Origin of the sequence: Commensalibacter sp. M0268 (assembly GCF_016101925.1) — a bacterium.
Taxonomy (GTDB): Bacteria; Pseudomonadota; Alphaproteobacteria; order Acetobacterales; family Acetobacteraceae; genus Commensalibacter; species Commensalibacter melissae.
The window spans coordinates 106,079-128,325 of the sequence record NZ_JACFPQ010000004.1 but is presented as its reverse complement, the minus strand read 5'-3'; the positions used below and the strand labels follow the sequence as shown (position 1 = coordinate 128,325).

The 22,247-nt window shown below is 36.6% G+C and carries 16 protein-coding genes and 1 tRNA gene; 5 read left to right on the top strand and 12 right to left on the bottom strand.

Going from position 1 to position 22,247, the window contains the following annotated elements; all coding sequences use genetic code 11:
- Nucleotide 1: 1 nt before the first annotated feature.
- Nucleotides 2-2,020 (top strand): DEAD/DEAH box helicase, encoded by a 2,019-nt coding sequence (locus tag H3R28_RS07740; RefSeq protein WP_198210574.1) that lies wholly within the window; start codon nucleotides 2-4, stop codon nucleotides 2,018-2,020.
- A 10-nt stretch (nucleotides 2,021-2,030) separates the two neighbouring features.
- A complete protein-coding gene (locus H3R28_RS07735; protein ID WP_198210573.1) occupies nucleotides 2,031-3,239 on the top strand; it encodes a GIY-YIG nuclease family protein in 1,209 nt (402 codons plus the stop codon).
- Nucleotides 3,240-4,191: 952 nt separating this feature from the next.
- Here H3R28_RS07735 and H3R28_RS07730 read toward each other — a convergent pair.
- The 8 genes from H3R28_RS07730 to H3R28_RS07695 all read right to left on the bottom strand — a co-directional run bounded on the left by H3R28_RS07730 (nucleotide 4,192) and on the right by H3R28_RS07695 (nucleotide 12,671).
- Nucleotides 4,192-4,283: transfer RNA gene (locus tag H3R28_RS07730), tRNA-Ser, on the bottom strand.
- A gap of 89 nt (nucleotides 4,284-4,372) precedes the next feature.
- On the bottom strand, nucleotides 4,373-5,824 hold the full coding sequence (gatB, locus tag H3R28_RS07725; protein ID WP_198210572.1) for an Asp-tRNA(Asn)/Glu-tRNA(Gln) amidotransferase subunit GatB: 1,452 nt from the start codon (nucleotides 5,822-5,824) through the stop codon (nucleotides 4,373-4,375).
- A complete protein-coding gene (gene gatA / locus H3R28_RS07720) occupies nucleotides 5,821-7,302 on the bottom strand; it encodes an Asp-tRNA(Asn)/Glu-tRNA(Gln) amidotransferase subunit GatA (RefSeq protein WP_198210571.1) in 1,482 nt (493 codons plus the stop codon). The genes gatB and gatA overlap by 4 nt, the downstream gene beginning before the upstream one ends.
- Nucleotides 7,302-7,610 carry an Asp-tRNA(Asn)/Glu-tRNA(Gln) amidotransferase subunit GatC gene (gatC, locus tag H3R28_RS07715; protein ID WP_198210570.1) on the bottom strand — a complete coding sequence of 103 codons (309 nt, stop codon included), beginning with the start codon at nucleotides 7,608-7,610 and terminating at the stop codon, nucleotides 7,302-7,304. Before gatC ends, gatA begins: the two co-directional genes overlap by 1 nt.
- A 714-nt stretch (nucleotides 7,611-8,324) precedes the next feature.
- Complete coding sequence (locus H3R28_RS07710) at nucleotides 8,325-8,636, bottom strand: DUF3892 domain-containing protein (protein WP_162988538.1); 312 nt, start codon at nucleotides 8,634-8,636, stop codon at nucleotides 8,325-8,327.
- 1,394 nt (nucleotides 8,637-10,030) lie between these two features.
- A complete protein-coding gene (locus tag H3R28_RS07705; RefSeq protein WP_198210569.1) occupies nucleotides 10,031-10,354 on the bottom strand; it encodes a YnfA family protein in 324 nt (107 codons plus the stop codon).
- 9 nt (nucleotides 10,355-10,363) lie between these two features.
- Nucleotides 10,364-10,876: a GNAT family N-acetyltransferase gene (locus H3R28_RS07700; RefSeq protein ID WP_198210568.1), complete on the bottom strand. Its 513-nt coding sequence runs from the start codon at nucleotides 10,874-10,876 to the stop codon at nucleotides 10,364-10,366.
- Nucleotides 10,877-11,045: 169 nt separating this feature from the next.
- Nucleotides 11,046-12,671 carry an NAD(P)/FAD-dependent oxidoreductase gene (locus H3R28_RS07695; RefSeq protein WP_198210567.1) on the bottom strand — a complete coding sequence of 542 codons (1,626 nt, stop codon included), beginning with the start codon at nucleotides 12,669-12,671 and terminating at the stop codon, nucleotides 11,046-11,048.
- A 2,416-nt stretch (nucleotides 12,672-15,087) separates the two neighbouring features.
- Between H3R28_RS07695 and H3R28_RS07690 the strand changes: the two genes are divergently transcribed.
- From H3R28_RS07690 to H3R28_RS07680, 3 genes are all read left to right on the top strand, one after another.
- Nucleotides 15,088-15,246 carry a hypothetical protein gene (locus H3R28_RS07690; protein WP_198210566.1) on the top strand — a complete coding sequence of 53 codons (159 nt, stop codon included), beginning with the start codon at nucleotides 15,088-15,090 and terminating at the stop codon, nucleotides 15,244-15,246.
- 223 nt (nucleotides 15,247-15,469) lie between these two features.
- Nucleotides 15,470-16,450 (top strand): cation diffusion facilitator family transporter, encoded by a 981-nt coding sequence (locus tag H3R28_RS07685; protein WP_230873390.1) that lies wholly within the window; start codon nucleotides 15,470-15,472, stop codon nucleotides 16,448-16,450.
- Between the two features lie 21 nt (nucleotides 16,451-16,471).
- Nucleotides 16,472-17,344, top strand: a complete 873-nt coding sequence (locus H3R28_RS07680; protein ID WP_198210565.1) for a cation diffusion facilitator family transporter — start codon at nucleotides 16,472-16,474, stop codon at nucleotides 17,342-17,344.
- A gap of 89 nt (nucleotides 17,345-17,433) precedes the next feature.
- Here the strand turns inward: H3R28_RS07680 and H3R28_RS07675 are convergent, their stop codons facing one another.
- The 4 genes from H3R28_RS07675 to H3R28_RS07660 form a co-directional block, all read right to left on the bottom strand.
- Complete coding sequence (locus tag H3R28_RS07675; RefSeq protein WP_198210564.1) at nucleotides 17,434-18,510, bottom strand: WD40 repeat domain-containing protein; 1,077 nt, start codon at nucleotides 18,508-18,510, stop codon at nucleotides 17,434-17,436.
- Nucleotides 18,511-18,535: 25 nt separating this feature from the next.
- Nucleotides 18,536-19,576, bottom strand: a complete 1,041-nt coding sequence (locus H3R28_RS07670; RefSeq protein WP_198210563.1) for a GTP-binding protein — start codon at nucleotides 19,574-19,576, stop codon at nucleotides 18,536-18,538.
- Nucleotides 19,560-20,885 (bottom strand): O-antigen ligase, encoded by a 1,326-nt coding sequence (locus tag H3R28_RS07665; RefSeq protein ID WP_155580070.1) that lies wholly within the window; start codon nucleotides 20,883-20,885, stop codon nucleotides 19,560-19,562. The genes H3R28_RS07670 and H3R28_RS07665 overlap by 17 nt, the downstream gene beginning before the upstream one ends.
- Before the next feature lie 317 nt (nucleotides 20,886-21,202).
- A complete protein-coding gene (locus H3R28_RS07660) occupies nucleotides 21,203-22,219 on the bottom strand; it encodes an ABC transporter substrate-binding protein (protein WP_198210562.1) in 1,017 nt (338 codons plus the stop codon).
- Nucleotides 22,220-22,247 lie beyond the last annotated feature (28 nt).

Sequence of the window (22,247 nt, the reverse complement as noted above, 5' to 3'; positions counted from 1 at the left end):
AATGGTTGATTTTACCACGATTGCTTATCATCAAACCGGAAGCAGCCAGAAACTGGACGCTATGGGTATGCGGGAAATGCAAAAGCGTGCCTATGCCGCGCGTCATGCTCAATATTTGCTGATCAAATCTCCACCCGCATCAGGAAAATCACGTGCTTTGATGTTTTTGGGTTTGGATAAACTCCATCACCAGGGATTGGAGAAAGTCATTATCGCCGTTCCTGAACGATCTATTGGCAAATCTTTTGCCTCTACTGATTTAAAAACCAATGGTTTTTTTGCTGATTGGGTGTTAAATCCTCAATGGGATTTAACCGATATTTCCAGTAACAATGCCAAAACCAAGGCTTTACAACATTTCCTGGCATCCGATGATCAAATCCTGTTATGCACCCATGCTACGTTAAGATATGCTTATAATGAAATTGGGGTGGAGGGGTTTGATGACTGTCTCATTGCCATTGATGAATTCCACCATGTTTCCTCGAAACAGGAAAGCCGCCTTGGCGATGTCGTGCATCAACTGATTGAACGCGATAAGGCCCATATTATTGCCATGACAGGCTCTTATTTTCGTGGAGATACGGAATCCATCCTGTCCCCAGAGGACGAAGAACGTTTTACCCGTGTGACATACACCTATTACGAGCAGCTCAATGGCTATCATTATTTAAAAACGTTGGGTATGGGATATCATTTTTATCGGGGACGATATCTGGATGCCATTGGTGAGGTTTTAAATCTGAACCTGAAAACCATTATCCATATTCCGCATACCAATTCAGCCGAAGCAACTGAAAACAAATATGAAGAGGTTGATAGAATTTGCGATATTATTGGTGAATATCAAGGGGTTGATGAGGCAACAGGGTTTTACCGGATTACTGCCGCCGATGGAAGAACACTCAAGGTTGCTGATTTGGTTGATGATGATCCCAATAAACGTGAAAAGGTTATTGCCTCTTTGCGTAATGTCGATGGACGAGATGACGTTGATATCATCATTGCCATGGCTATGGCCAAAGAAGGATTTGACTGGATATGGTGCGAACATGCCTTGACGGTGGGTTATCGTGGATCTCTTACTGAAATTATCCAGATTATTGGACGGGCAACCCGTGATGCCCCTGGTAAAAACCATGCGCAATTTACCAACCTTATCGCTCAACCTGATGCCGAGGATGATCGTGTGCAGGAATCCGTCAATAATTTCCTTAAAGCCATTGCCTGTTCATTATTAATGGAACAAGTTCTGGCTCCTTCCTATAGTTTTAAAAACCGTACAGACAGCGACACAATCGAAGGGTTTATCCAAAATAGCCTAGATGGAGGGTCTATTTTATCTATCAAGGGACTTGCCCCTTATCCTTCTGTACGTGCCGAAGAAATTTGCGAAAATGATTTGAATGATTTAGTCGCCATTACTTTACAAGATAGCATTGTTTTAAAAGCTGGAATGAATATCAAAGAATATCCCCCAGAAATTTTAATGCAAACCGTTTTACCTGGAATTATCAGAGAAAAATACCCTAACTGTAATGAGAAAGAAGTAGAAGCAATCAGCCAACGCCTGGCCACAAAAATGGTGATAAGTTCTCCTTCTGTAGAAATGGAACCCGAATTATCTCCAGAGGAGGAGCAGGAACTTAGACAAAAATACCCTCAGGCAATGGTTAAAAGAGATCAGTTCATTCGCATGGCCAACAAGTTAATTCATGTTTCAGAGCTGGATATTGATCTCATTGAAACGATTAATCCTTTTCAGCGTGCTTATGAAATTTTATCAAAAACCCTGGATGCAAAAACATTGAACGCACTGCATACTTATATTATATCTTCCAAAATAAGCATGACCGAAGGCGAGGCAATTGCATTATGGCCAAAAATTGAAATATTTTATAACGAGCATCAAAAAGAGCCGAATATCAATAGTAATAATCCAATCGAACGACGCTTGGCTGAAGCTTTGGCTTGGTTAAAAGAAGCACAACGTAAACGTTCTATTACTCCAGAAAATTAAGTATCATATAATGACTAAAGCAACCCTCGATGAAATTTTCACCCGCATGCAAGCAATGGGATTAACCAATCAGAAAAAAAGAAATCAACGTCCAAGTGAAGATGATAAAATCTTGCATGATTTTGAAGAGATTAATCTTTTTATTGATGCTAATGGTTATGCACCAGGTGATGTGAATGATGGGCATCGATTAAGTTTAAATGAACGTAAACTGGCTGCACGATTGGAACAATATCATAAAAATAATCAATATGCTCGTATCTTAAAGACACAGGATCGGCATTTTCTACTGAACTATCAAGAGGAAAAAGAAATAGAAGATATTCCAAATTCTTTGGATGATATTTTTAATAAAGAACATGCTTTGTTATCAACAGATACCTCATCTGCAACAGATATTTTCTATTCTACAAAAACACCTAAACGACTTATCTCCAAGACAGATCGCGTTTCAAAGCGCATTAAATGCCATGATTTTAATCAATTTAAACCCTTATTTGATTCTTGTGTTAATGATCTCGTGAGTGGAAAAAGAGTCAGTATACGTTTTCGTAGAGAGCAAGAAATTGATACTGGTGATTTCTTTATCTTAAACGGAATTATGGTTTTAGTTGCAGAAGTAACAGAGCGTCAAATCAGAAATGGACGAAAAAACGCACGTTTAAGATTGATTTTTAGTAATGGTATGGAAGGTGAAAATTTATTACGCTCTTTGGCTACTGAATTGTATAAAGATCCACAAGGAAGACGTATTTCCAAACCTGAAACAGAAATCTTTAGCTCAAACCATATAATAACCATTCCTGAAAAAGAAATTTCTGGATATATTTATATTTTAAAAAGCCTTTCTAAAAATGAAATCATTCAAGAGTTAGACGGTGGATTATTTAAAATTGGATATACAACGTCAAATGACGTGCAGCAACGTATCCAGAACGCACAATATGAGGCTACATATCTATTGGCACCCGTACAACTTGTGCATAAGTATAAAGTTAAAAATATTAATTTAGCTTCATTTGAAAATTTATTACATCGTTTTTTTGGGCATGCCCAATTAGAAATAGATATTAAAGATCGTTTTGGAAAAATAATAAAACCAAAAGAATGGTTTGTGCTTTCTTTAGATATTATTGAGCAAGCTATTAAATTATTATCCAATTCCACGATTCATCAATATAGATACGATTCAAAAACAAATTCCATTGTAAGGAAGTAAAATTCGATAAATTCTCTAATATAGGTTTTATATTGGGTTAGGTTTAACTTTTAGAAAAATATATAACAAAATTAAATCTAATAGCTAGAGATATATCGAGCTTGCGAATGACTCCTGTTGCGGAGGGCCGAAGAAAGAGCCTAACGCACCTTATGTCCCCATAAATTTAGACATATTCTTATTTTATTGAATTTTATAAATATAAAATGGATAAATTAATTAATATATGACGATGGAAAATCTTAATATTAATTTTGAATATAAATAAATGTGATCATTATGTATCACCAACTCTGGTCTTTACTTAATAAAATTATCCTATTTTGAAAAAAATGAATCGCTACATATCCCAATCCAACTATCTTCAAAAACGTTTCTACAGTAACTAAAACTATAAACCATTAATATTTTTCAAAATCAAAAAAATGCCACCAATAAAACATGTTAATACTATATTGAATCCTATAAGGATTGGTATCCATGTAATAATCGTTTTGGGCCAATTTTTACGTAACTTATAGAAATCTTTTCTTCCCTTGGACTCAATCCCCAAATCTTATTTTTGTTTATCAATTGTTAAAATTGTTCTTCATAATATTTCTGTTTAGAATTAAGTTCAACTTGTAATTCTTGAATATATTTCCTACATTTATATTCCTTACTGATATTATCATTTTCTTTATTGCTATCAATATTCGAAAGCCGTCTTAGTTCACGATTATAATATTTTGACTCTGTACTATCAGACAAAGCCCAAATCTTTCATACGAAAATACATCGCATTTTTAGAAACACCAAATAATTCTGACAAATTTTCTAGATTTACGTCTTTATCAATATTTTTTAATAAAGATACATATTTCCTGTTTTATGGCTTTATCCGTTAACATCGATATACCCCAATATTAAATGCATTCAAATGTTTTATAATGTGGGATAATGTTTTGTTGACTGGCGGAGGGGATGGGATTCGAACCCACGGTACGGCTTACACCGTACAACGGTTTAGCAAACCGTCGCCTTCAGCCACTCGGCCACCCCTCCGCAAGAAGAGCCTACCTATAACACGACGTTTGCTTTTACCGTTTCTAATCATTTATTCGAGGACTGTCAATTTCCTTTTTTAATTTTTATCAAGATAAATGCTTTTTTAAAAGCTCATTGACTATTGCGGGATTGGCTTTACCCTTCATTTCCTTCATAACCTGTCCGACAAAGAAACCAAAAAGCTTGTCTTTACCTGATTTATATTGTTCAACCTTATCTGCATTGGCTGACAGGATATCCGCAATCACTTTGTCAATTGCCGTAGTATCCGTTACCTGTCTCAAACCTTTGCGTTCCACGATATCCGCAGGCATATCACCTGTTTCAACCATATCCTCAAAAACCTCCTTGGCAATCTTAACATTGATGGTTTTATCAGCGATCAAGTCCAACAAAGCACCAATTACCTCAGCCTTTACAGGACTTTCATGGATTGACAGCCCCTTTTTATTCAATACGGCAAACAGTTCGCCTGTGACCCAATTAGCGGCCAAACGCCCATCCCGACCCTTTGCAACAATTTCAAAAAAATCGGCAATGTCTTTTTCAGCTACCAGAACATTGGCATCATAACGGAGCAATCCATACTCATTCTGGAAACGGTCTCGTTTTGCATCCGGCAATTCAGTCAGGGTTGCCTTGAGATGGTCAACATGAGATTGCTCAACGACCAGAGGCAGCAAGTCCGGATCTGGGAAATAACGGTAATCATGGGCGTCTTCCTTGCTGCGCATCGTACGGGTTTCCCCCCTGGCAACATCGAATAAACGGGTTTCCTGATCCACCTCTCCCCCATTTTCATAAATTTCCACATGTCTTTTGGCTTCAATTTCAATTGCCTGCATGACATACCGAATGGAGTTGATATTTTTCAATTCGCAACGCGTACGATATTCCTCACCGGGCTTACGGACAGACACATTCACATCCGCACGCATTGATCCCTCCTCCATATTTCCATCACAAGTACCCAAATAGCGCACAATCGCACGGATTTTGCGTAAGTAGGCACCTGCCTCTTCCGGTGAGCGCATATCCGGCTCACTGACAATCTCCATCAAAGCCACACCAGAACGATTTAAATCAATACAGGTCTCTTTTGGGGCAAGGTCATGAATGGATTTTCCCGCATCCTGTTCAAGATGCAAACGGGTAATACCAATCTTCTTGACCGTACCGTCATCCAGTTCAATCTCGATTTCACCCTTGCCAACAATAGGATGCGTAAATTGAGAAATCTGGTATCCCTGTGGCAAATCGGCATAAAAATAATTCTTGCGGTCAAAACGGCTTACCAGATTAATCTGGGCATTTAACCCAAATCCTGTACGAATGGCCTGATCAACACATTCACGATTGATGACGGGCAACATACCGGGAAAAGCGGCATCAACAAGACTGACCTGCGTATTGGGTTCACCACCAAAATGCGTGGAGGCACCTGAAAACAATTTGGCCTTACTGATAACCTGGGCATGGACTTCAAGACCAATAACAACTTCCCAGGATCCTGTTGACCCTTCAATCACATAACTCATAGGGAAACTCCAGAACGAATGGCGGGTTTATATGTGAAATTGGCAGCTTTTTCCATTGCTGACCCAACAGCAATCAGGGTCTCCTCATCAAATGGACGACCCAGCAACTGCAAACCCAGGGGAAGACCCTGGTCATTTAACCCGGCCGGCAAGGCCAGACCAGGCACTCCGGCCATACTGGCGGGAACGGTGAAAATATCATTCAGATACATTTGTACGGGATCATCCTGATGTTCACCTTTGGCAAAAGCGGCTGATGGTGCCGTTGGTGTCAAGAGAACATCCACCTTTTCATAGACATTCATGAAATCCTGATAGATAAGTTTGCGAACCTTCTGCGCCCGGAGATAATAGGCATCGTAATAACCGGTCGACAACACATAAGTACCCATCAAAATACGGCGTTTCACCTCTGTACCAAAACCCTCTCCGCGTGTATTCGCATAGAGTTCCTCAAGACTTTTTCCACTGACACGACGACCATATCGCACCCCGTCATAACGGGCCAGATTGGATGAGGCTTCAGCAGGGGCAATGATATAATAGGTGGCCAATCCGTATTTAGTATGAGGCAAGGAAACATCCACGATCTCGCAACCGGCCTCTTTCAACCAGTCAATTCCCTGCTGCCAGATTGCCTCTATTTCAGATGACATGCCAGGAGCGCGATATTCTTCTGGAATACCCACACGCAACCCCTTCAATGTACGGTTACAGGCCGCACGATAATCCGGAACCGCCCTGTCCACGCTTGTGCTGTCTTTTGGATCAAAACCGGCCATTGATTGCAACAAGATTGCACAATCCTCAACAGTTTTTGCCATGGGCCCAGCCTGATCAAGCGAGCTGGCAAAGGCAATAATGCCCCAACGACTGCACCGTCCATAGGTTGGCTTGATTCCGGTGATACCGCAATATGCTGCCGGCTGACGAATGGAGCCACCCGTATCCGTTCCAGTTGCCCCCAGAGCCATCCGCGCCGCCACGGCAGCCGCGGAACCACCAGAAGAGCCGCCGGGAACCAGAAACGCATCATCATTTTTGCGTTTCCATGGATTTTCAACGGCACCGAATGCCGAATTCAGGTTGCCGGATCCCATCGCGAATTCATCAAGATTGGTCTTGCCCAAAAAAACGGCTCCATTCCTCAATAAATTCGAGGTCACCGTACTTTCATAGGGTGGAACAAAATTTTCCAAGATACGGCTGGCGGCGGTTGTTGGAATGTCCCTTGTACAAAAAAGATCCTTGATCGCCAAAGGAATACCGGTCAGTACCGGCGCATCCCCCGAAGCCAGTTTTTCATCTGCCGCCCTGGCCTGACCAAGGGCGACCTCTTCCGTTACCGTGATATAGGCATTGATCCGGCTGTTTAACTGACCAACCGCCTTCAGATGATCCCGTGTCAATTCCTCCGCGCTGAATTTCTTTTGACGCAGGCCCTCGACCGCGTCTGTAATCGTCATTTCTGTCAGCATTATTCAACCACTTTCGGAACAGCATAAAAATCGGCGATACGTTCTGGAGCATTGGATAAAACAGCCTCACGGCAATTGCCATCGGTAACCTCATCATCACGCATTCTCAATTGTGCATTTTCTGCCCCAACCATTGGTTCAACCGCAGAAACATCCAGCTCGTTCAACTGCTCAACCCAGTGTATTATACCCCCCAAATCCCGGGCATAGGTTGCCAGTTCTTTTTCCTTGACGGCAAGTGCAGATAATTTAGCGACCCGTTGGACAATCTTCATGTCCAAGGAATCATCCTTTTGCTTATCAGTCATTTCTTCCCTCACAATAGTAATAAAATTTCAAAATGAAAAAATCAATTTTAATCCATCTATATCAAAAGATCAAAACAAACCTTTTTCCCAAATATTCATATTAGTTATTTAAATTGGCCGGATGGGATTACAATATTAAAGGGGGCAAAAGAATAACGGTTTGCGAAAACCAGACCGTGCAAAAAGGATAAAAAAACTGAATGATTTTTTCACTCGATATTCCAGAATCTGATTCAAGAATACCTAATAAGCAAAATCATCCAGCCTGAAATTTATTGATAAAAATATTTCCATTAATGCTAGGTACAAATCCCTTGTATCAATGATAATATTGAATCTATAAATATAAAATTAACGTTAAATAACCTAAGAAATTAAAGTAATAAATTACAATTACATTAAAATCAAATCAAAATTCAGGTAAATTACCTAAATTATCTTTTAGTTACAAAGTTTTTATCACATTCCCAGATTTGTAATTTGACAATATGAGAATGATCAATATTGTAACTTAATGCTGTAAAAATTTAGTTTGTGCATTTACTCATGATAAATACTCCTTAAATTAATGATATTAAATAATACATTATTTCACCGCAACGATCTAATCACAACTGTTTAACATTATAACTAGGTAAAATTAATAAAATTTGCTTAAATGAAAATAACCGATAAATGGATAAACTGGATGTATTGGACATATTTACGTGAACATTACAATTCGGGCAAATTTCCCAGATTGTCACGGGTTTCCGGATTGGCATCGGTTCGCAGAAATTTTTCATTTCCAACCGTTACAATACCGACATCACCGCCCTTTTCCCATTTCCCATCCTCACCTTTGTATTCGGTGATAAAAACCAGGTTCTCATTGTCAATGGCATTAATGATATCAGCCCTTGACCGTATATCCGGGCCAATCAGTTCGGCTCCGATATGTCGCCAGCACTTGAATGCAACGATATGTGAACGTTCATTATTGTATCTTACTTCGGTAATTACGTAATCCACCCATTTATTCATCATAAAATACTCCATAAATATAACGATCTTTAACAATATATTAACTACATGAAACGATCAAATCACGAAATTATCAAATTTTTGTTAGGAGAAATAACATTTGCGCCATTAAACTGAATGGACAATAATTAAACAGATTTTAATATATATTTGAAATAATTCATTAATTCGAATTTCAGATATAGAATCTATTCCAACACGAATAATCTTTTTATCCGCAATAAAGTGAACGGGACAAATTTTAATTCGTTTAAAAAATTATTTGCAAAAGGGAATTTTACACGTATGGTAACAGGAGCATCCGGCGAATAACGCCTTGATGCGGTTGAATAAGATGCGACAACATCTTACCCAACCTAATCATCACAGACCAAGTTTTGAACGAAATCTACAATGACTGATTTGAATTTATATCACACTGTTAGCCCTTTCGCTATCACCAAAAATAAATTTTATTCAGAAACCAATCCTCTCATTCTGCAGTTTACTGCACATTTGGGGAACAGGGCCGTTTGTTCGCTGGTTGCCGCATTTATTTAATTTCCATTAAATTGTTAAGGAAAACCAACGAATGAATTTACCCGTATATTTACCATTTCCATCAGGATTCACGTAAGTGGCCGTTCCCTTGCTTAATTGTTTTTAAAATACAAAAATTTTATTTCCCCTGGTTTTATGACCCTGAAGAAGCCATTTTCTACCGGGGGGATATATGAAATTTTTCAATGATTTTCAGGTTTTTTCCATATTTTTATAAACAGTGTTATTTTCATTCATGCAAATATTGTATTGACCAGAATTTTGTCTCCAGATTTTCCTTTTTCATTTCATAAAATCTTTTTTTCAAGGAATTTATTTTGATAAATCCGACATGATCCTGTCACTGGATAAAATTGAAAATCTGGATATCAGTTCCCATCATTTTTCAATAAAATCTTGTGGTATAAAAGACCCTGTTATTTTTCGATTCCGAAATATTTATTATTGCTTCAAAAACGATCAATTTTTTTTGAAATTTTGACATTTTTATAAAAAAAACCATTGTTTTCTAAGCGTTATCTCTTTTATTTTACTAACTTTTATAGGAAAATCATGGGTATCAATATTGACGCAACTGGTCATAAATTGTATAAAAGTCATGTGATTTCATATATTAGCTCATAGTAGTTGGTATTTCATTGTTTGAGTTCAAATTTATAGGCTGATTTTTTCATCGAGAAATTTCTTATAACTGAATTCATTAATAACCTTTTGTGAAATATCTTTTATTACGTTGATATTTATTTTAAGCACTTTTTTACCCAGGCATTTTATTATTATTTGCCTGGGATTTTTTTAAGTTTAGATATTCAACCCGCTTTGTCCCAAAACCACATTCCATTGATCCCTGCAGTTGATCACCCCCTGGGCATGAACAAGATAATGGATACCCCAGCCAAACAAATCAGCATTCCCAGAATATCCCACCGATCCGGTCGTGTATTTTCAACAATCCATAACCAGAACAGGGAACATAAAATATAAATTCCACCATATACAGCATAGGCACGCCCCGCCAGATCAACCTCCACCAACGTCAGCATCAGGGCAAAAAATACCAAACTGACCATTCCGGGTACGAGCCACAAGGGCGACTTCCCCAATCGTGCCCATAACCAAAAAGAAAAGCAACCGGCAATCTCGGCAAAGGCCGCAATACAATAAAAAAACAGGGATTTCATAAAATCATCCTACTCCTGAGGAATGTCAATCAGAAGTTTTTCCATATAAATTGCATCCTGACCATAGGTCATCAATTTACTCTGCAACTTTTCGGAGGGAACAATTGCTCCAAATCCCTGTTTCTGCCAAAAGCGGAAGGAATCCTGAATGGAAACAAGGGATGCATGACGAAATTTTTTCTTATGAGCAATATTCATGAATTGCCGCACCAAAATACATCCAACTCCCAGCCCTCTTGATTCTGGATGAACGGCCAAATCATGCAGATAAAGGCAATCCGCCCCTTCTGCCAAATCGCAAGCTTCGCTATCCAGGGCGGGAGGTTCACCCGACATGACGGGAATGGCCAGCAAATACCCCCTGACCATGTCCCGCTCTTTCACCACAAAACAGGTATCCGGACTGGCAATGATTTTTGAAACCATAGAGAGCCGTGATTCAGGCTCAATCGCATAATAACATAACATTTGAATGGCCATTATCTGATCAAGATCAGCCAATTGAGCGGCATGAATTTTCATTATGCAGATTTCTTTCCTTTATTGTCTCATCATTCCCATCATCCGACTTTAACCCAATATTCAAAAATCATCAAAGTGAACATTGAAACATTAATTATGAAGGTTGCAAAGATGAATCCGGATCACATCCCAAGCCAACAGTTTGTCTGTAGGGATGTAATCCCCGGATCTACTGATGATTGTCGTGGATATTCTGGGCAACTTTTTCGGCAATCTTTATCCCGTCAATGGCCGCAGACATGATACCGCCCGCATATCCAGCCCCCTCTCCCGCAGGATAAAGTCCGGAAGTATTGACACTTTGCCCATCATCCATTCTTGGAATACGAACTGGCGAGGATGTTCGCGTTTCCACACCGGTCATTACAGCATCAGCAAAATTGAATCCGGACAATTTACGATTAAATGCAGGTAATGCCTCCCGTATTCCATTGATAACAAATGAAGGCAATATCTCCGCAAGATCATCGGGTTCCACCCCCGGTTTATAAGAGGGAACAACCGAACCCAATGTCCGGGTTGCCCTTCCAAGCAAAAAATCCTCCACCCGCTGAAACGGTGCTTTGTAATTCGCACCCCCCAGCTGAAAAGCTTTCCGCTCCAGATTTCTCTGAAAGGCAATACCTGCCAAGGGATGGCCTGCATAATCCCGTTCCGGCTGAACACCCACCACGATTGCAGCATTGGCATTTCTTTCCGCCCTGGAATACTGGCTCATTCCGTTTGTAACTATTCCACCCTCTTCCGAGGCTGCCGCAATCACCGTCCCCCCCGGACACATACAAAAGGAATAAACCCCCCGCTTGTCTGCATCATGATGCACCAATTTATAATCGGCCGCCCCCAACAGCTGATGTCCCGCCTGTGAACCAAAACGGGCCTTATCAATTAGGGTTTGCGGATGCTCAATTCTAACACCAACAGAAAAAGGTTTTGCCTGAATCTCCACGCCATCTTCATAAAGGGCATGCATCATCTCCCGCGCACTGTGTCCAGTCGCAAGAATAATGTGATTTGTCTGTATTTCCTGCCCATCCACCAATCGAATCCCGACAATCTGGCGATTTTTATTCATCAAAATCTTTTGTACATAAGTATTAAACCGGTACTGACCACCAAAAGATTCTATTTCCTGACGAATTTTCTCAACCATACTGACCAACCGAAATGTACCAATATGGGGTTTGGATACATAAAGAATTTCCTCTGGTGCACCTGCCCTGACAAATTCTGTCAAGACCTTGTGACCATAATGATACGGATCACTGATCTGCGTATGAAGTTTGCCATCGGAAAAAGTTCCCGCACCTCCCTCTCCATATTGGACATTGCTGTCAGGATTGAATTTTGACTGACGCCAAAATGCAAAAGTGTCGACTGTCCTTTCCCTGACCGGTTTTCCACGTTCAAGAATCAAAGGACGCAAGCCCATCTGTGCCAGTAACAATCCCGCCATAAACCCGCAAGGCCCCGCACCAATAACGACGGGACGAACATAGCTGGCCTGACTAGCAATTTTTTCACCAGTCTGCCGGGACATCACGAACTTATACCGAACCTCTGGTGTTTTTAATAAATTGCGATCCAGGGAATGATTACGTAAAAATTCCTCTTCATTATCAATGGAACAGTCAATGGTATACACCAGTTGAATGTCCCCCCGTCGGCGTGCATCATATCCCCGCCTTATTACCTGATACTCGCTGGGAAATTGTTTTAGACGATTATACAAGGCCTGTTTCAAATCTGCTTCATCATGATCCAAGGGCAGTTTCACTTCTGTAACTCTAATCATCTTTAAAACCAGATTTTCTTTTCATCCTAATTGTTCTTATCCTCTTAAATCCCTGATTGCAGGATGTCGCTGTTTATATCCTGAATAATCCCTAAAAGACAATCATTAAAATTAGGATTCAAATACCCATATTCAATACAATTTCCACAGATTGACAAAACAGGGAAATGACCAATCAAAGACACAAAGTCCTCCATCCACACTTTACATCAAACATTATTTCATATTGTATCGAAATATTTATGCTGTCCATAATAATAATCCATTATACATATCAACAATCTTGTCATATAAATAATGATTAATTGACTTAATTAAATTGTAATTAAGTCAATAGCTATATAAACATAATAAAAATTACAGTAATGCTTTATTTTTATAAATAATAAATCTTATTATCACTATAATTTAATTATAATTTTTCTGTAAAATAGACAAATGAAAGAATAAAATTCTTATCTATTTATAAAACAGACTTCCATTTTATTTATGGAATAAAATTCGCAATATTTCTTGACTTTAATTGAGTATACATAATATGTAGTTATTGTTTTATGAAAATTAATCATGAAGTTTTTATAAAAATTACGTTATCATTCCAGTTATTTAAAATTTCTTATACATTTTTTTAATATAACCTAGCATAAATTCACTATCATCAAGTAACATATATGTAAAGAATAAATAATTATGCATATATATTAGAAAGAGATAAGATAAAACCAAAATCTCGAATCGAATATTATTTTACCAATTCTTTATGCGAAAATTACATTTCAATAAAGGAATAATAAACTTGGGAAAAACCAACTTTAAAAAACCTTGATTTTAATGAATATTGTTCAAATATAATATTTTATATATGAAATTGTTAATAACATTAAATAAATTTAATGATCTTATTTTTACATGGACAAAAAAAATAAGTTTCATAAATCCAATTTTCTTTGTATATTTGTAATCAGCATTCGACAGATAGTGTCGAAGCGGCCGGATCAGATGCTGCAACATTCTGACCCGACCTAATCATAACAGAAGAGGAATTTCTGCAATGACTGTCTGTGATATTTATCATATTTTATATGATAAGACTATGGTTTTTATTACCATGTGGAAAAAAGTCAGCTTTATTTTGGTAATGATTACTTGTACAAAGAGTGGAAACATTTATCTGTTGAATGCTATTTGGCAGTTAATTCGTAAATGTAGTGATTTAACCATGATAATAAAATATAATATAAAACATTTATCTTTTAATTGATTCAACATAAATCTTCTATATAGTAAAATATTTTATTAGCTTCATTTTAAATATTTTATTTTGACTGTCCAGTTTTACATCTTAGTTTAAAAGGAGAATAGAAAAAATATTTTATATTAATCAATTATAATTTGCTTCTGCATTTTTAGAAATAAAGAAGACTGAAAAGTAACATTCTTTAATTTATTTTCATATTGTTTCGGTTTGTTTTTTCTAAACTTGCATATTATTAACGTTGTCGAAGTCTTTAATTTAGAAAAAACAAACCAAACTGTACTTTTTAAATCAAATTAATGAATTGATAAATCATATAAAATCAGTGATTTTGTTATTTTTATAAAACTTTTCGTGAAGCTCAATATTATAACATAAAGAATTTTATTTTATTTAATTATTCTCGCTAATATAAACCATTATTGGCACTAAAAAATTGATATACATGATTTATTCAATATAAAACTATTAAAAAAAGACTGAAAATAATTTATTTTCAGTCTTTAATAAAGTTAGTCTTTCAGGAAGTTTACAACATTTAAGGAGAGGTATCAAAAACTTAAACGATAAAACATCATATAATTTCAAAAGCAACCAATTACAAGTAACATTTTCTTAAGCTGGAACCATATCTTATATCTTTCTTTCAAAAACGTTAATAACATTATTCTAGATATACCTTCCCTCAATAATTATTTATAATTTTTATACTCTTTTTTTATTCGGCGCTTATAGTCTAATTTCTTTACCTACCCCTGCTTCCACTGATTTTCAGATATTTCCTATCCATTTGAAAATCACAAAAATAAATCCATACCTAAAAAATTATCTGATAGGATCGGGTCAAACTTAATGTTGAAAGGACTACAGGTGCATGAAATACTGAATATATAGCAATTACTGTTGTTAAAAACGGCATAAAATTTCCTGATGGTAACAGTTATATAATTCTACCAAAGAGAAAGATAATTTCTATCTATGAAAATATTGCAGCTATTAATCTTTCTTTGATATGAAAAACTAGCTGTGAGAAGTATGATCGCAGTTTATAAACAACAATGTCGTACAGTAGCTTTTCCTAATCATAATGGTCAAATTTTTTAATGACAAGATTCCCAATAAAGTTTCTTATGACCAACCTAACAAGTAATAGCCCAGACCTTGATAACCGCTCATGGAAAAGATTCTGCCATTCAACAAATTTCTGGTAATAATCGACTACCTGTTCACATCGAGGCGAGTGATTGCGTTGTTCATTCTTTTATAAATAATAGTGATAAGGAATACTATCATCGTGGTTACGTTAACGAAGAAGCATAAATTTTCTTAACATTCATTCCCGATTAATATTTGGATTTTTTTATAATAAACAAAACACAGTATTTACATATAAAACCAATTTAAAACTTGATTGTCAGATTTGATATGATTTAGATAAATTTTTAAAAATAAAATTAGGCTAATCAAATTAAATTTTTTATAATAAGCGTTTAACAATATGGTTAATCTTATTTTATAACTAAAAAATTATAGGGATTTAATCTTGAGCAATTTGGATCATTCCACGCATGACATGCATCAATTCAATCATTCCCACTTGCATGATCATGCACATGAACATATCCACGGTCATCACCATCATGTTCCACAATCTTTTGGCAAGGCCTTTGCTCTAGGAATTAGCCTTAACTTAATTTATATTTGTGCCGAAACCATATGGGGCATTTTTGCCAATTCCCTAGCCTTAATTGCTGATGCCGGTCATAATCTATCAGATGTTTTTGCCTTGGCCACCGCTTGGGGGGCCTCATATTTAAGCAAAAAAAAACCCTCTCCCAATTTTACCTACGGATATCGTCGAACCTCTATCTTGGCTTCTTTAAGTAATGCAATTTTATTGCTTATTGTTACAGGAGGAATTATCTGGGAATCAATTGAACGCTTTTACAAACCTGCAACTGTTACAGGTAAAACAGTAATTTTAGTCGCCTTACTCGGTGTTGTTATAAATGGAATAACCGCATTAATGTTCCATTCCGGACAAAAAGAGGATCTTAATATTAAGGGCGCCTTTTTGCACATGGCCTATGACGCCCTTTTATCGTTGAGTGTTGCCGGGGCAGGGATTATTATTTTTTTCACCCATTGGAATATGCTTGATCCCATTACCAGCTTGATTGTCGCTGCAATAATTATTTGGGGAACTTGGTCTTTATTGAAAGATTCAGTTACACTTGCCATGGACGGTGTCCCAAGCAATGTTGACGCTTTCGCCGTGGAAACCTATTTACGCTCCCTTCCCAATATCATTGATTTACATGATCTACACATCTGGGCTTTAAGTACAACAGAAACCGCCCTAACTGTTCATTTGGTCAGTAATACCAATCAACATTCTGACCAGTTTCTGAATATGGTTGCACAACGCCTCAAGGAAAAATTTAGAATTAATCATTCAACTTTCCAGATCGAACAAAAAAATGAAGCCAGTTTTTGCAATCTGGCGGACATTAATACTGTTTAACCTTAAACTTATAATTACTTTATGATCTTTAAAATAATAAAGAATAAGAAAATCCTATTTAGTCTTGGGAGTTTTCTGGTTAGTCTTGTAGTTTTTTTTCTTAAATATCTGGCATGGAAAACAACACTCAGTGTTGCTTTTTATTCTGACATGCTTGAAACAACAATCAATGTGTTAGCCGCTATTTTTGAAATATTCGCAATCACCATTTCGACCCAACCAGCTGATAAAAACCATACTTATGGACACTATAAAGCCGAATATATTTCTGCCGCCGCCGAAGGTTTATTAGTAATAGTAACATCAATTTTAATTTTTTACGAAGCCTGGCAAGGATGGAAAAATCCCCAATTTCCCATGACGCCTTTAAAAGGAATTATTCTAAATGGAACAGCTGGACTTGTTAATCTATTCTGGGCAATAACACTTATTCGTGTAGGTAAAAAATATTTTTCTGCAGTCCTTATAGCAGGTGGACAGCATGTTCTTTCCGATGTATGGACAACTATCGGATTAATTGTAGGTTTTACACTTATTCCAATGTTTCAATGGGCTGCACTTGATGCCCTGATGGGCTTTTTCATTGCTATTAATATTTTACGTATAGGCTTTGGCATCATAAAAAATTCTATTAATGGCTTGATGGATAAAGCTCCTGACCCTCAAACCATTTCCAGTATTTATAAAATAATTCAGGCAAATGCCCCTGAAGCAAAAGAATTCCATATGGTCCGTTTTCGTCAGGTTGGCAATTTGATTTTTATTGATTTTCATTTGGTTGTGTCTGGAGAAATGAGAGTGAAAGAAGCCCATAAAATATGTGATCGTATTGAACACGCTTTACAAAAAGTAATTGGAAATGTTTCAATAAACATTCATGTGGAACCAGAATAATTTTTTTAAATTCTGATCAACTACTTGTTCTGAAACATGATATCTCATCCATATAAATAAATCCTGGACAGAAAAAAGGATATGGCTGATTATTTTTTACAACTTTTTTTTTCAGATAAATCAATTAGAATAATATAGCCATCATCAGTGCCAATATTTAATAAACTGCCTTCTTTATTAAATTGTAAAGCCGTAATTTCTCCAATAGATTTTTTAGATCCTAAATTTACCGGAATAACTTTCTCGTCGCTGATTCCGATTAATAATATACTACCATCCAAAAATCCAGCAGCAACCATATCATAGGTCGGATGACATGCCACTACCATACAACAACTTCCAGGAATACCAGGCAATTCCACAGGAGGTTTTCCCATTGGACCGCCTCCAAAAAACTGCCATAAAACCACCGGTTCAGCTCCACTGGTTGCCAACCATTTTCCATCAGATGAAAAATTTAGAGATTTTACTTTGGTTGGGTATCCACTCATTCGCATATTGTGTCCGTCTGAAATACGCCAACCATGTAAATCATGATCTTGCATTGATGTTACCAACGCCTCTTCTTTAGGATGTAAAGTAATCCCTGTATGACTACCTTTCCATGTAAAATCCTTAATTTTTACAGGATTTTTATAATCAGCAGACCATAAAGTGGCACCATTATAATAAGAACTGGCTATTTTTGCACCATCCAAACTGAAAACCAAATCACTAACTCCAGAAGAATGTTCAAAAATTCTATATGGCTCTGTAAAATTATCTTTATATAAATGAATTTCTTTTCCTGTAATAAAAGCGATTTTATTTTGTTTCCTTTCCTTATCAGTCCAAGAAACGATTTTATCAATCCAACGTCTGGATTTTAATAATTGTTGAGGTTCCTTCCCGGGAATGATTCTTATTAGTTTATTATCATCACCAGAAGTAACAAAACCTGAAAAGGTCAAATCTTGTGATAAAGATAAAATCCCTCCATCATGAGGTTGAACTTTATACCAATAATCTGGATCATTATTGTGAATCAAAGGAATAATCCACAAATCTCCATCTGCCGTTGCAAAAGCACTATACTGTTCATCCCAAGATGTAGCACAGGCGATAATCGTGCCTTCCACTTTTTTAAAAGAACCCCGACTTTCGATTAATTGTAACGGCTGATTCATTCCATACTTTCCAGTCACAGATTTGTTAATCTATACATTTAAAAAATCCCTCACGTAGAGATTTCTCATCTAAATTCCGGCCAATAAAAACCAATCTGGAACAACGATCCTCATTTGTCTTCCAAGAACGGATGAAATTTCCCTCTGCCATCATATGAACAGCTTGAAATGCAAAACATCGATCGTCATGCTTAAAATTCATAATTCCTTTGGTTCTCAATATATCCTTTCCAAATTTCTGAAGAACCATGGACATCCATAAATTAAAACGTTTTCCATCTAATGGTTTATCTTCCATAAGTGAAATACTCGTCACACCATCACCATGAGAATGTTGTACATGGTCATGGTCATGGTCATGGTCATGGTCATGGTCATGGTCATGGTCATGGTCATGGTCATGGGATGATAAGAATTTGGGCTCTAACGTCAAGGCTCTATTTAAATCAAACCCCCCAAGATCCAGAATTTTCATAAGGGAAATATTCCCTTTTTCCATTTCATATAAAGCAACCATCGGATTGATTGTACGAATTCTTTTTTTTATAGCAATTAATGATCCCCTATCAACCAGATCAACTTTATTCAACAAGATTACATCCGCAAAAGCAATTTGATTGACTGCTTCCTTACTTTCATCCAATGTCTTCATCACATGAAACGCATCAATTACGGCAATCACCGCGTCAAGACGAGTTTTGTTACGAATATCCTCATCAACAAAAAAAGTCTGTGCTACGGGCGCAGGATCAGCTAACCCTGTAGTTTCAATAATTATTCCATCGAAACTTCTTTGTCTTTGAATAAGCTTGTTGAGAATACGAACCAAATCGCCTCGAATTGTACAACAGACACATCCGTTGCTCATCTCAAATATTTCTTCATCCGCATCGACTATTAAATCATTATCAATACCTAATTCACCATATTCATTAACAATAACGGCATATTTTTTATCTTGCTGTTCCGTTAGAATACGGTTTAGTAAAGTTGTCTTCCCCGCTCCTAAATAACCCGTCAGAACAGTTACAGGTATTTTATTTTTTTCTTTATGATCCAATTCCATTATGAACCTTCAATGCTGCCTTATGATTACCATAATCCCAACTATAAGATAAACCTAACCCCAAGAGTAGAAAAAACCATCCTCCCAAGGGTAAATTTCCGAAACTTCCTCCAGCTGCAAATGGCCATTCGTGAACTAAAACCGCAGCAAATAATCCAACACGCCAGGAATTTTTAACCGCATCTTTCAATGATAGCAATTTGGACGTTAATCCCTTTACCAAATTAACCCACCATAAAAATACCATGTAACAAAACAAGATTAATCCGGGAATTCCTGCATTTACAAACATTTCAATATAATGATTATGAGGATGGGGCAAACAAATCTCTGCCCCTTTCCCATCCCCATGTCCAATTGCAATTCCCCAAAAGGATAATCCATGAAAATAAATCGGATTGGCACAAAAATGACGATAGGCATCATATCCCAAACCCGTCCAGGGATTTGACAATCCCATAATCATCGCCCGTGTATAGATCAGTCCATAATTATCAGAGGAAAAATGTGCCATTTGATGGATAAACAAAGTCACCAAATGATGATAGCTCTTAGGCGATAAAAATGATGTTGCACCCAGTATCAATGGAATACAAATTAACATTGACAAAACGATTGTCCGTAAGGGACGTAACCAATACAAGGATACAACTATTCCGAAAACAAAAAGAATAAATGGCATTCTTTGACCGGCAAAAGCCATCATCAGTGTAGCAAATAAGATAATGAATAAAGCGACCAGATTTCCCCGCCATCCTTTTAAACGACAAATGCAATAAATACTCAAACTTAAAGTAATTGGCAACAGTAACCTGGCCAATGGCCCTGCCGCTCTAGGATGATGATATGGACCTGTCAGTGTACCGTCGAAATAACGTGGCGCTCCTAAAATATTATATCCTGTAATAAGCTGGCAAAGCATATTCAAAATAATATAAATCGCACAGGCAATCAAAACATAAGATAGCCATCGCCTGTATTTCTCATCAGTTAAAACCCAGACCTGAAGTGCCGCAGCAAAAAAAATAAAACGAATTAACACTAAAGCCTGGATCATCATTATGTTATATTGAAACAATCCAAAGGGAATAGTACACAATAAAATCCACCCCCACCAGAGAAATGCAATAATCACCCAGTTTTGTTTTCCCCAGTCCCATTGTTTGTTGATAAAAGAATAAATTACAAAACATATTGCTATATAACTGATCAACCCATCCGCTATACCCCGTAAGTGCGTTAAAAAAACAGGCAAAATTAAAACAGCGAACAGTGTCGACTTATTGAGAAACTTACGGACAGATTCCATAACCCAAAGGCTCTCCGGTTTAAGAACAGGAATTAATTAGAAAACATTACGCAATGAAATAACAGTCTGGAAATCACAACGTAAATCAAATACATCAATAATAAAAGATTTCATATTATTTAAAATATTAAATCTCAACATATTCTTTTTTTAAACATGAACTTCAAATTAGCAATCTATTAATTTTATTCAGATAAAAAACAAAAATAAGATGATTATTATTAAAATATTACATTTGAAACAGTTAATAAATTTTTTAATCCTACATTAATTTCTTTATATTGTTCAATTTAATGTAAAAAAAAATGTAAAATCAATTAATTATTTTTGTTATTTTTTATAAAACTGTCATAAACATAAATCAGGTAATCAGGTAAAATATCAGGCATAATTTTCTGAGCCTTCATAAACAAACCAATTTCATCAAACTCCTTCGACAAATAACGTGACAATATTAAATATTGCTGAGTTTTATCAAGATAAGTCTGCTGTTTTAACAAGCTGCAAACTACTTCCGGTGATTTATCTAATAATTGGGCAAGCTGGCCAACCTCCGGAGACTGAGGAGTGAAATAGGCTATATTTTGCCTATTATCATCGATATTTTTCAATATTTTTTTTACAAAACTTTCCATCCAAAAAGGTTGATCTGAAATAATCTCATCCATCACAACCCATACCTGATATGTTGGATACCCCCATTTTGCCAACTGTGATGAATCTACTAATACATGTCCATCCTTGACGAACGGTAAAACTGTAGTTCCGTCAGCATAGGCCCCATCAATTTCATTTTTCTGCCAAGCTTGTGTAATTTCATTATAATTCATATTTACTAGATGAATTTTTTCAACAGAAATATCATTATGCTGCAAATAACGTAACAGACTATAATAACTGCTTGTCATGAAAGGTACCGCAATATTTTTACCAACCAGATCTTGAGGAGTATCTATATGTTTCTGGCTTTTTACGATTAAGGCGCTTTCTTTACCATATTGCCGATCTATTGCGATTACACGTCCCTGCAAACCAACCGTTATAACTGACAGAAAAGTAACCATATCTACTGGAACGGCATCAACCTGACCAATAGACAAATTATGTAAGGCTTTAAAATCATCGTCATATTTTTTCCAGGCTATTGTTTCCCTGGCAACTTTTTGATGTTTTTTATCCAATTGAATAAAATTGGCGATATCAGCTTGATTTTTCCATCCAATTCGAAATTCCGCATTAGCACTTCGTAAGTTGAAAAAACATATCAAAGCAAAAATTGCTATCAGCCATACAATCAAAGAAAATCGTTTGGAACCTACATAAAAACAGTGCATCAACGGAAAATCTCGCTACGTTAAATAA

Bases quoted from the DNA above. Each gene is read 5' to 3' on its own strand.
- H3R28_RS07740 (WP_198210574.1), top strand. From the start codon at position 2: ATGGTTGATTTTACCACGATTGCTTATCATCAAACCGGAAGCAGCCAG.
- H3R28_RS07735 (WP_198210573.1), top strand. From the start codon at position 2,031: ATGACTAAAGCAACCCTCGATGAAATTTTCACCCGCATGCAAGCAATG.
- gatB (WP_198210572.1), bottom strand. From the start codon at position 5,824: ATGAGTTATGTGATTGAAGGGTCAACAGGATCCTGGGAAGTTGTTATT.
- gatA (WP_198210571.1), bottom strand. From the start codon at position 7,302: ATGCTGACAGAAATGACGATTACAGACGCGGTCGAGGGCCTGCGTCAA.
- gatC (WP_198210570.1), bottom strand. From the start codon at position 7,610: ATGACTGATAAGCAAAAGGATGATTCCTTGGACATGAAGATTGTCCAA.
- H3R28_RS07710 (WP_162988538.1), bottom strand. From the start codon at position 8,636: ATGATGAATAAATGGGTGGATTACGTAATTACCGAAGTAAGATACAAT.
- H3R28_RS07705 (WP_198210569.1), bottom strand. From the start codon at position 10,354: ATGAAATCCCTGTTTTTTTATTGTATTGCGGCCTTTGCCGAGATTGCC.
- H3R28_RS07700 (WP_198210568.1), bottom strand. From the start codon at position 10,876: ATGAAAATTCATGCCGCTCAATTGGCTGATCTTGATCAGATAATGGCC.
- H3R28_RS07695 (WP_198210567.1), bottom strand. From the start codon at position 12,671: ATGATTAGAGTTACAGAAGTGAAACTGCCCTTGGATCATGATGAAGCA.
- H3R28_RS07680 (WP_198210565.1), top strand. From the start codon at position 16,472: ATGATCTTTAAAATAATAAAGAATAAGAAAATCCTATTTAGTCTTGGG.
- H3R28_RS07675 (WP_198210564.1), bottom strand. From the start codon at position 18,510: ATGAATCAGCCGTTACAATTAATCGAAAGTCGGGGTTCTTTTAAAAAA.
- H3R28_RS07670 (WP_198210563.1), bottom strand. From the start codon at position 19,576: ATGGAATTGGATCATAAAGAAAAAAATAAAATACCTGTAACTGTTCTG.
- H3R28_RS07665 (WP_155580070.1), bottom strand. From the start codon at position 20,885: ATGGAATCTGTCCGTAAGTTTCTCAATAAGTCGACACTGTTCGCTGTT.
- H3R28_RS07660 (WP_198210562.1), bottom strand. From the start codon at position 22,219: ATGCACTGTTTTTATGTAGGTTCCAAACGATTTTCTTTGATTGTATGG.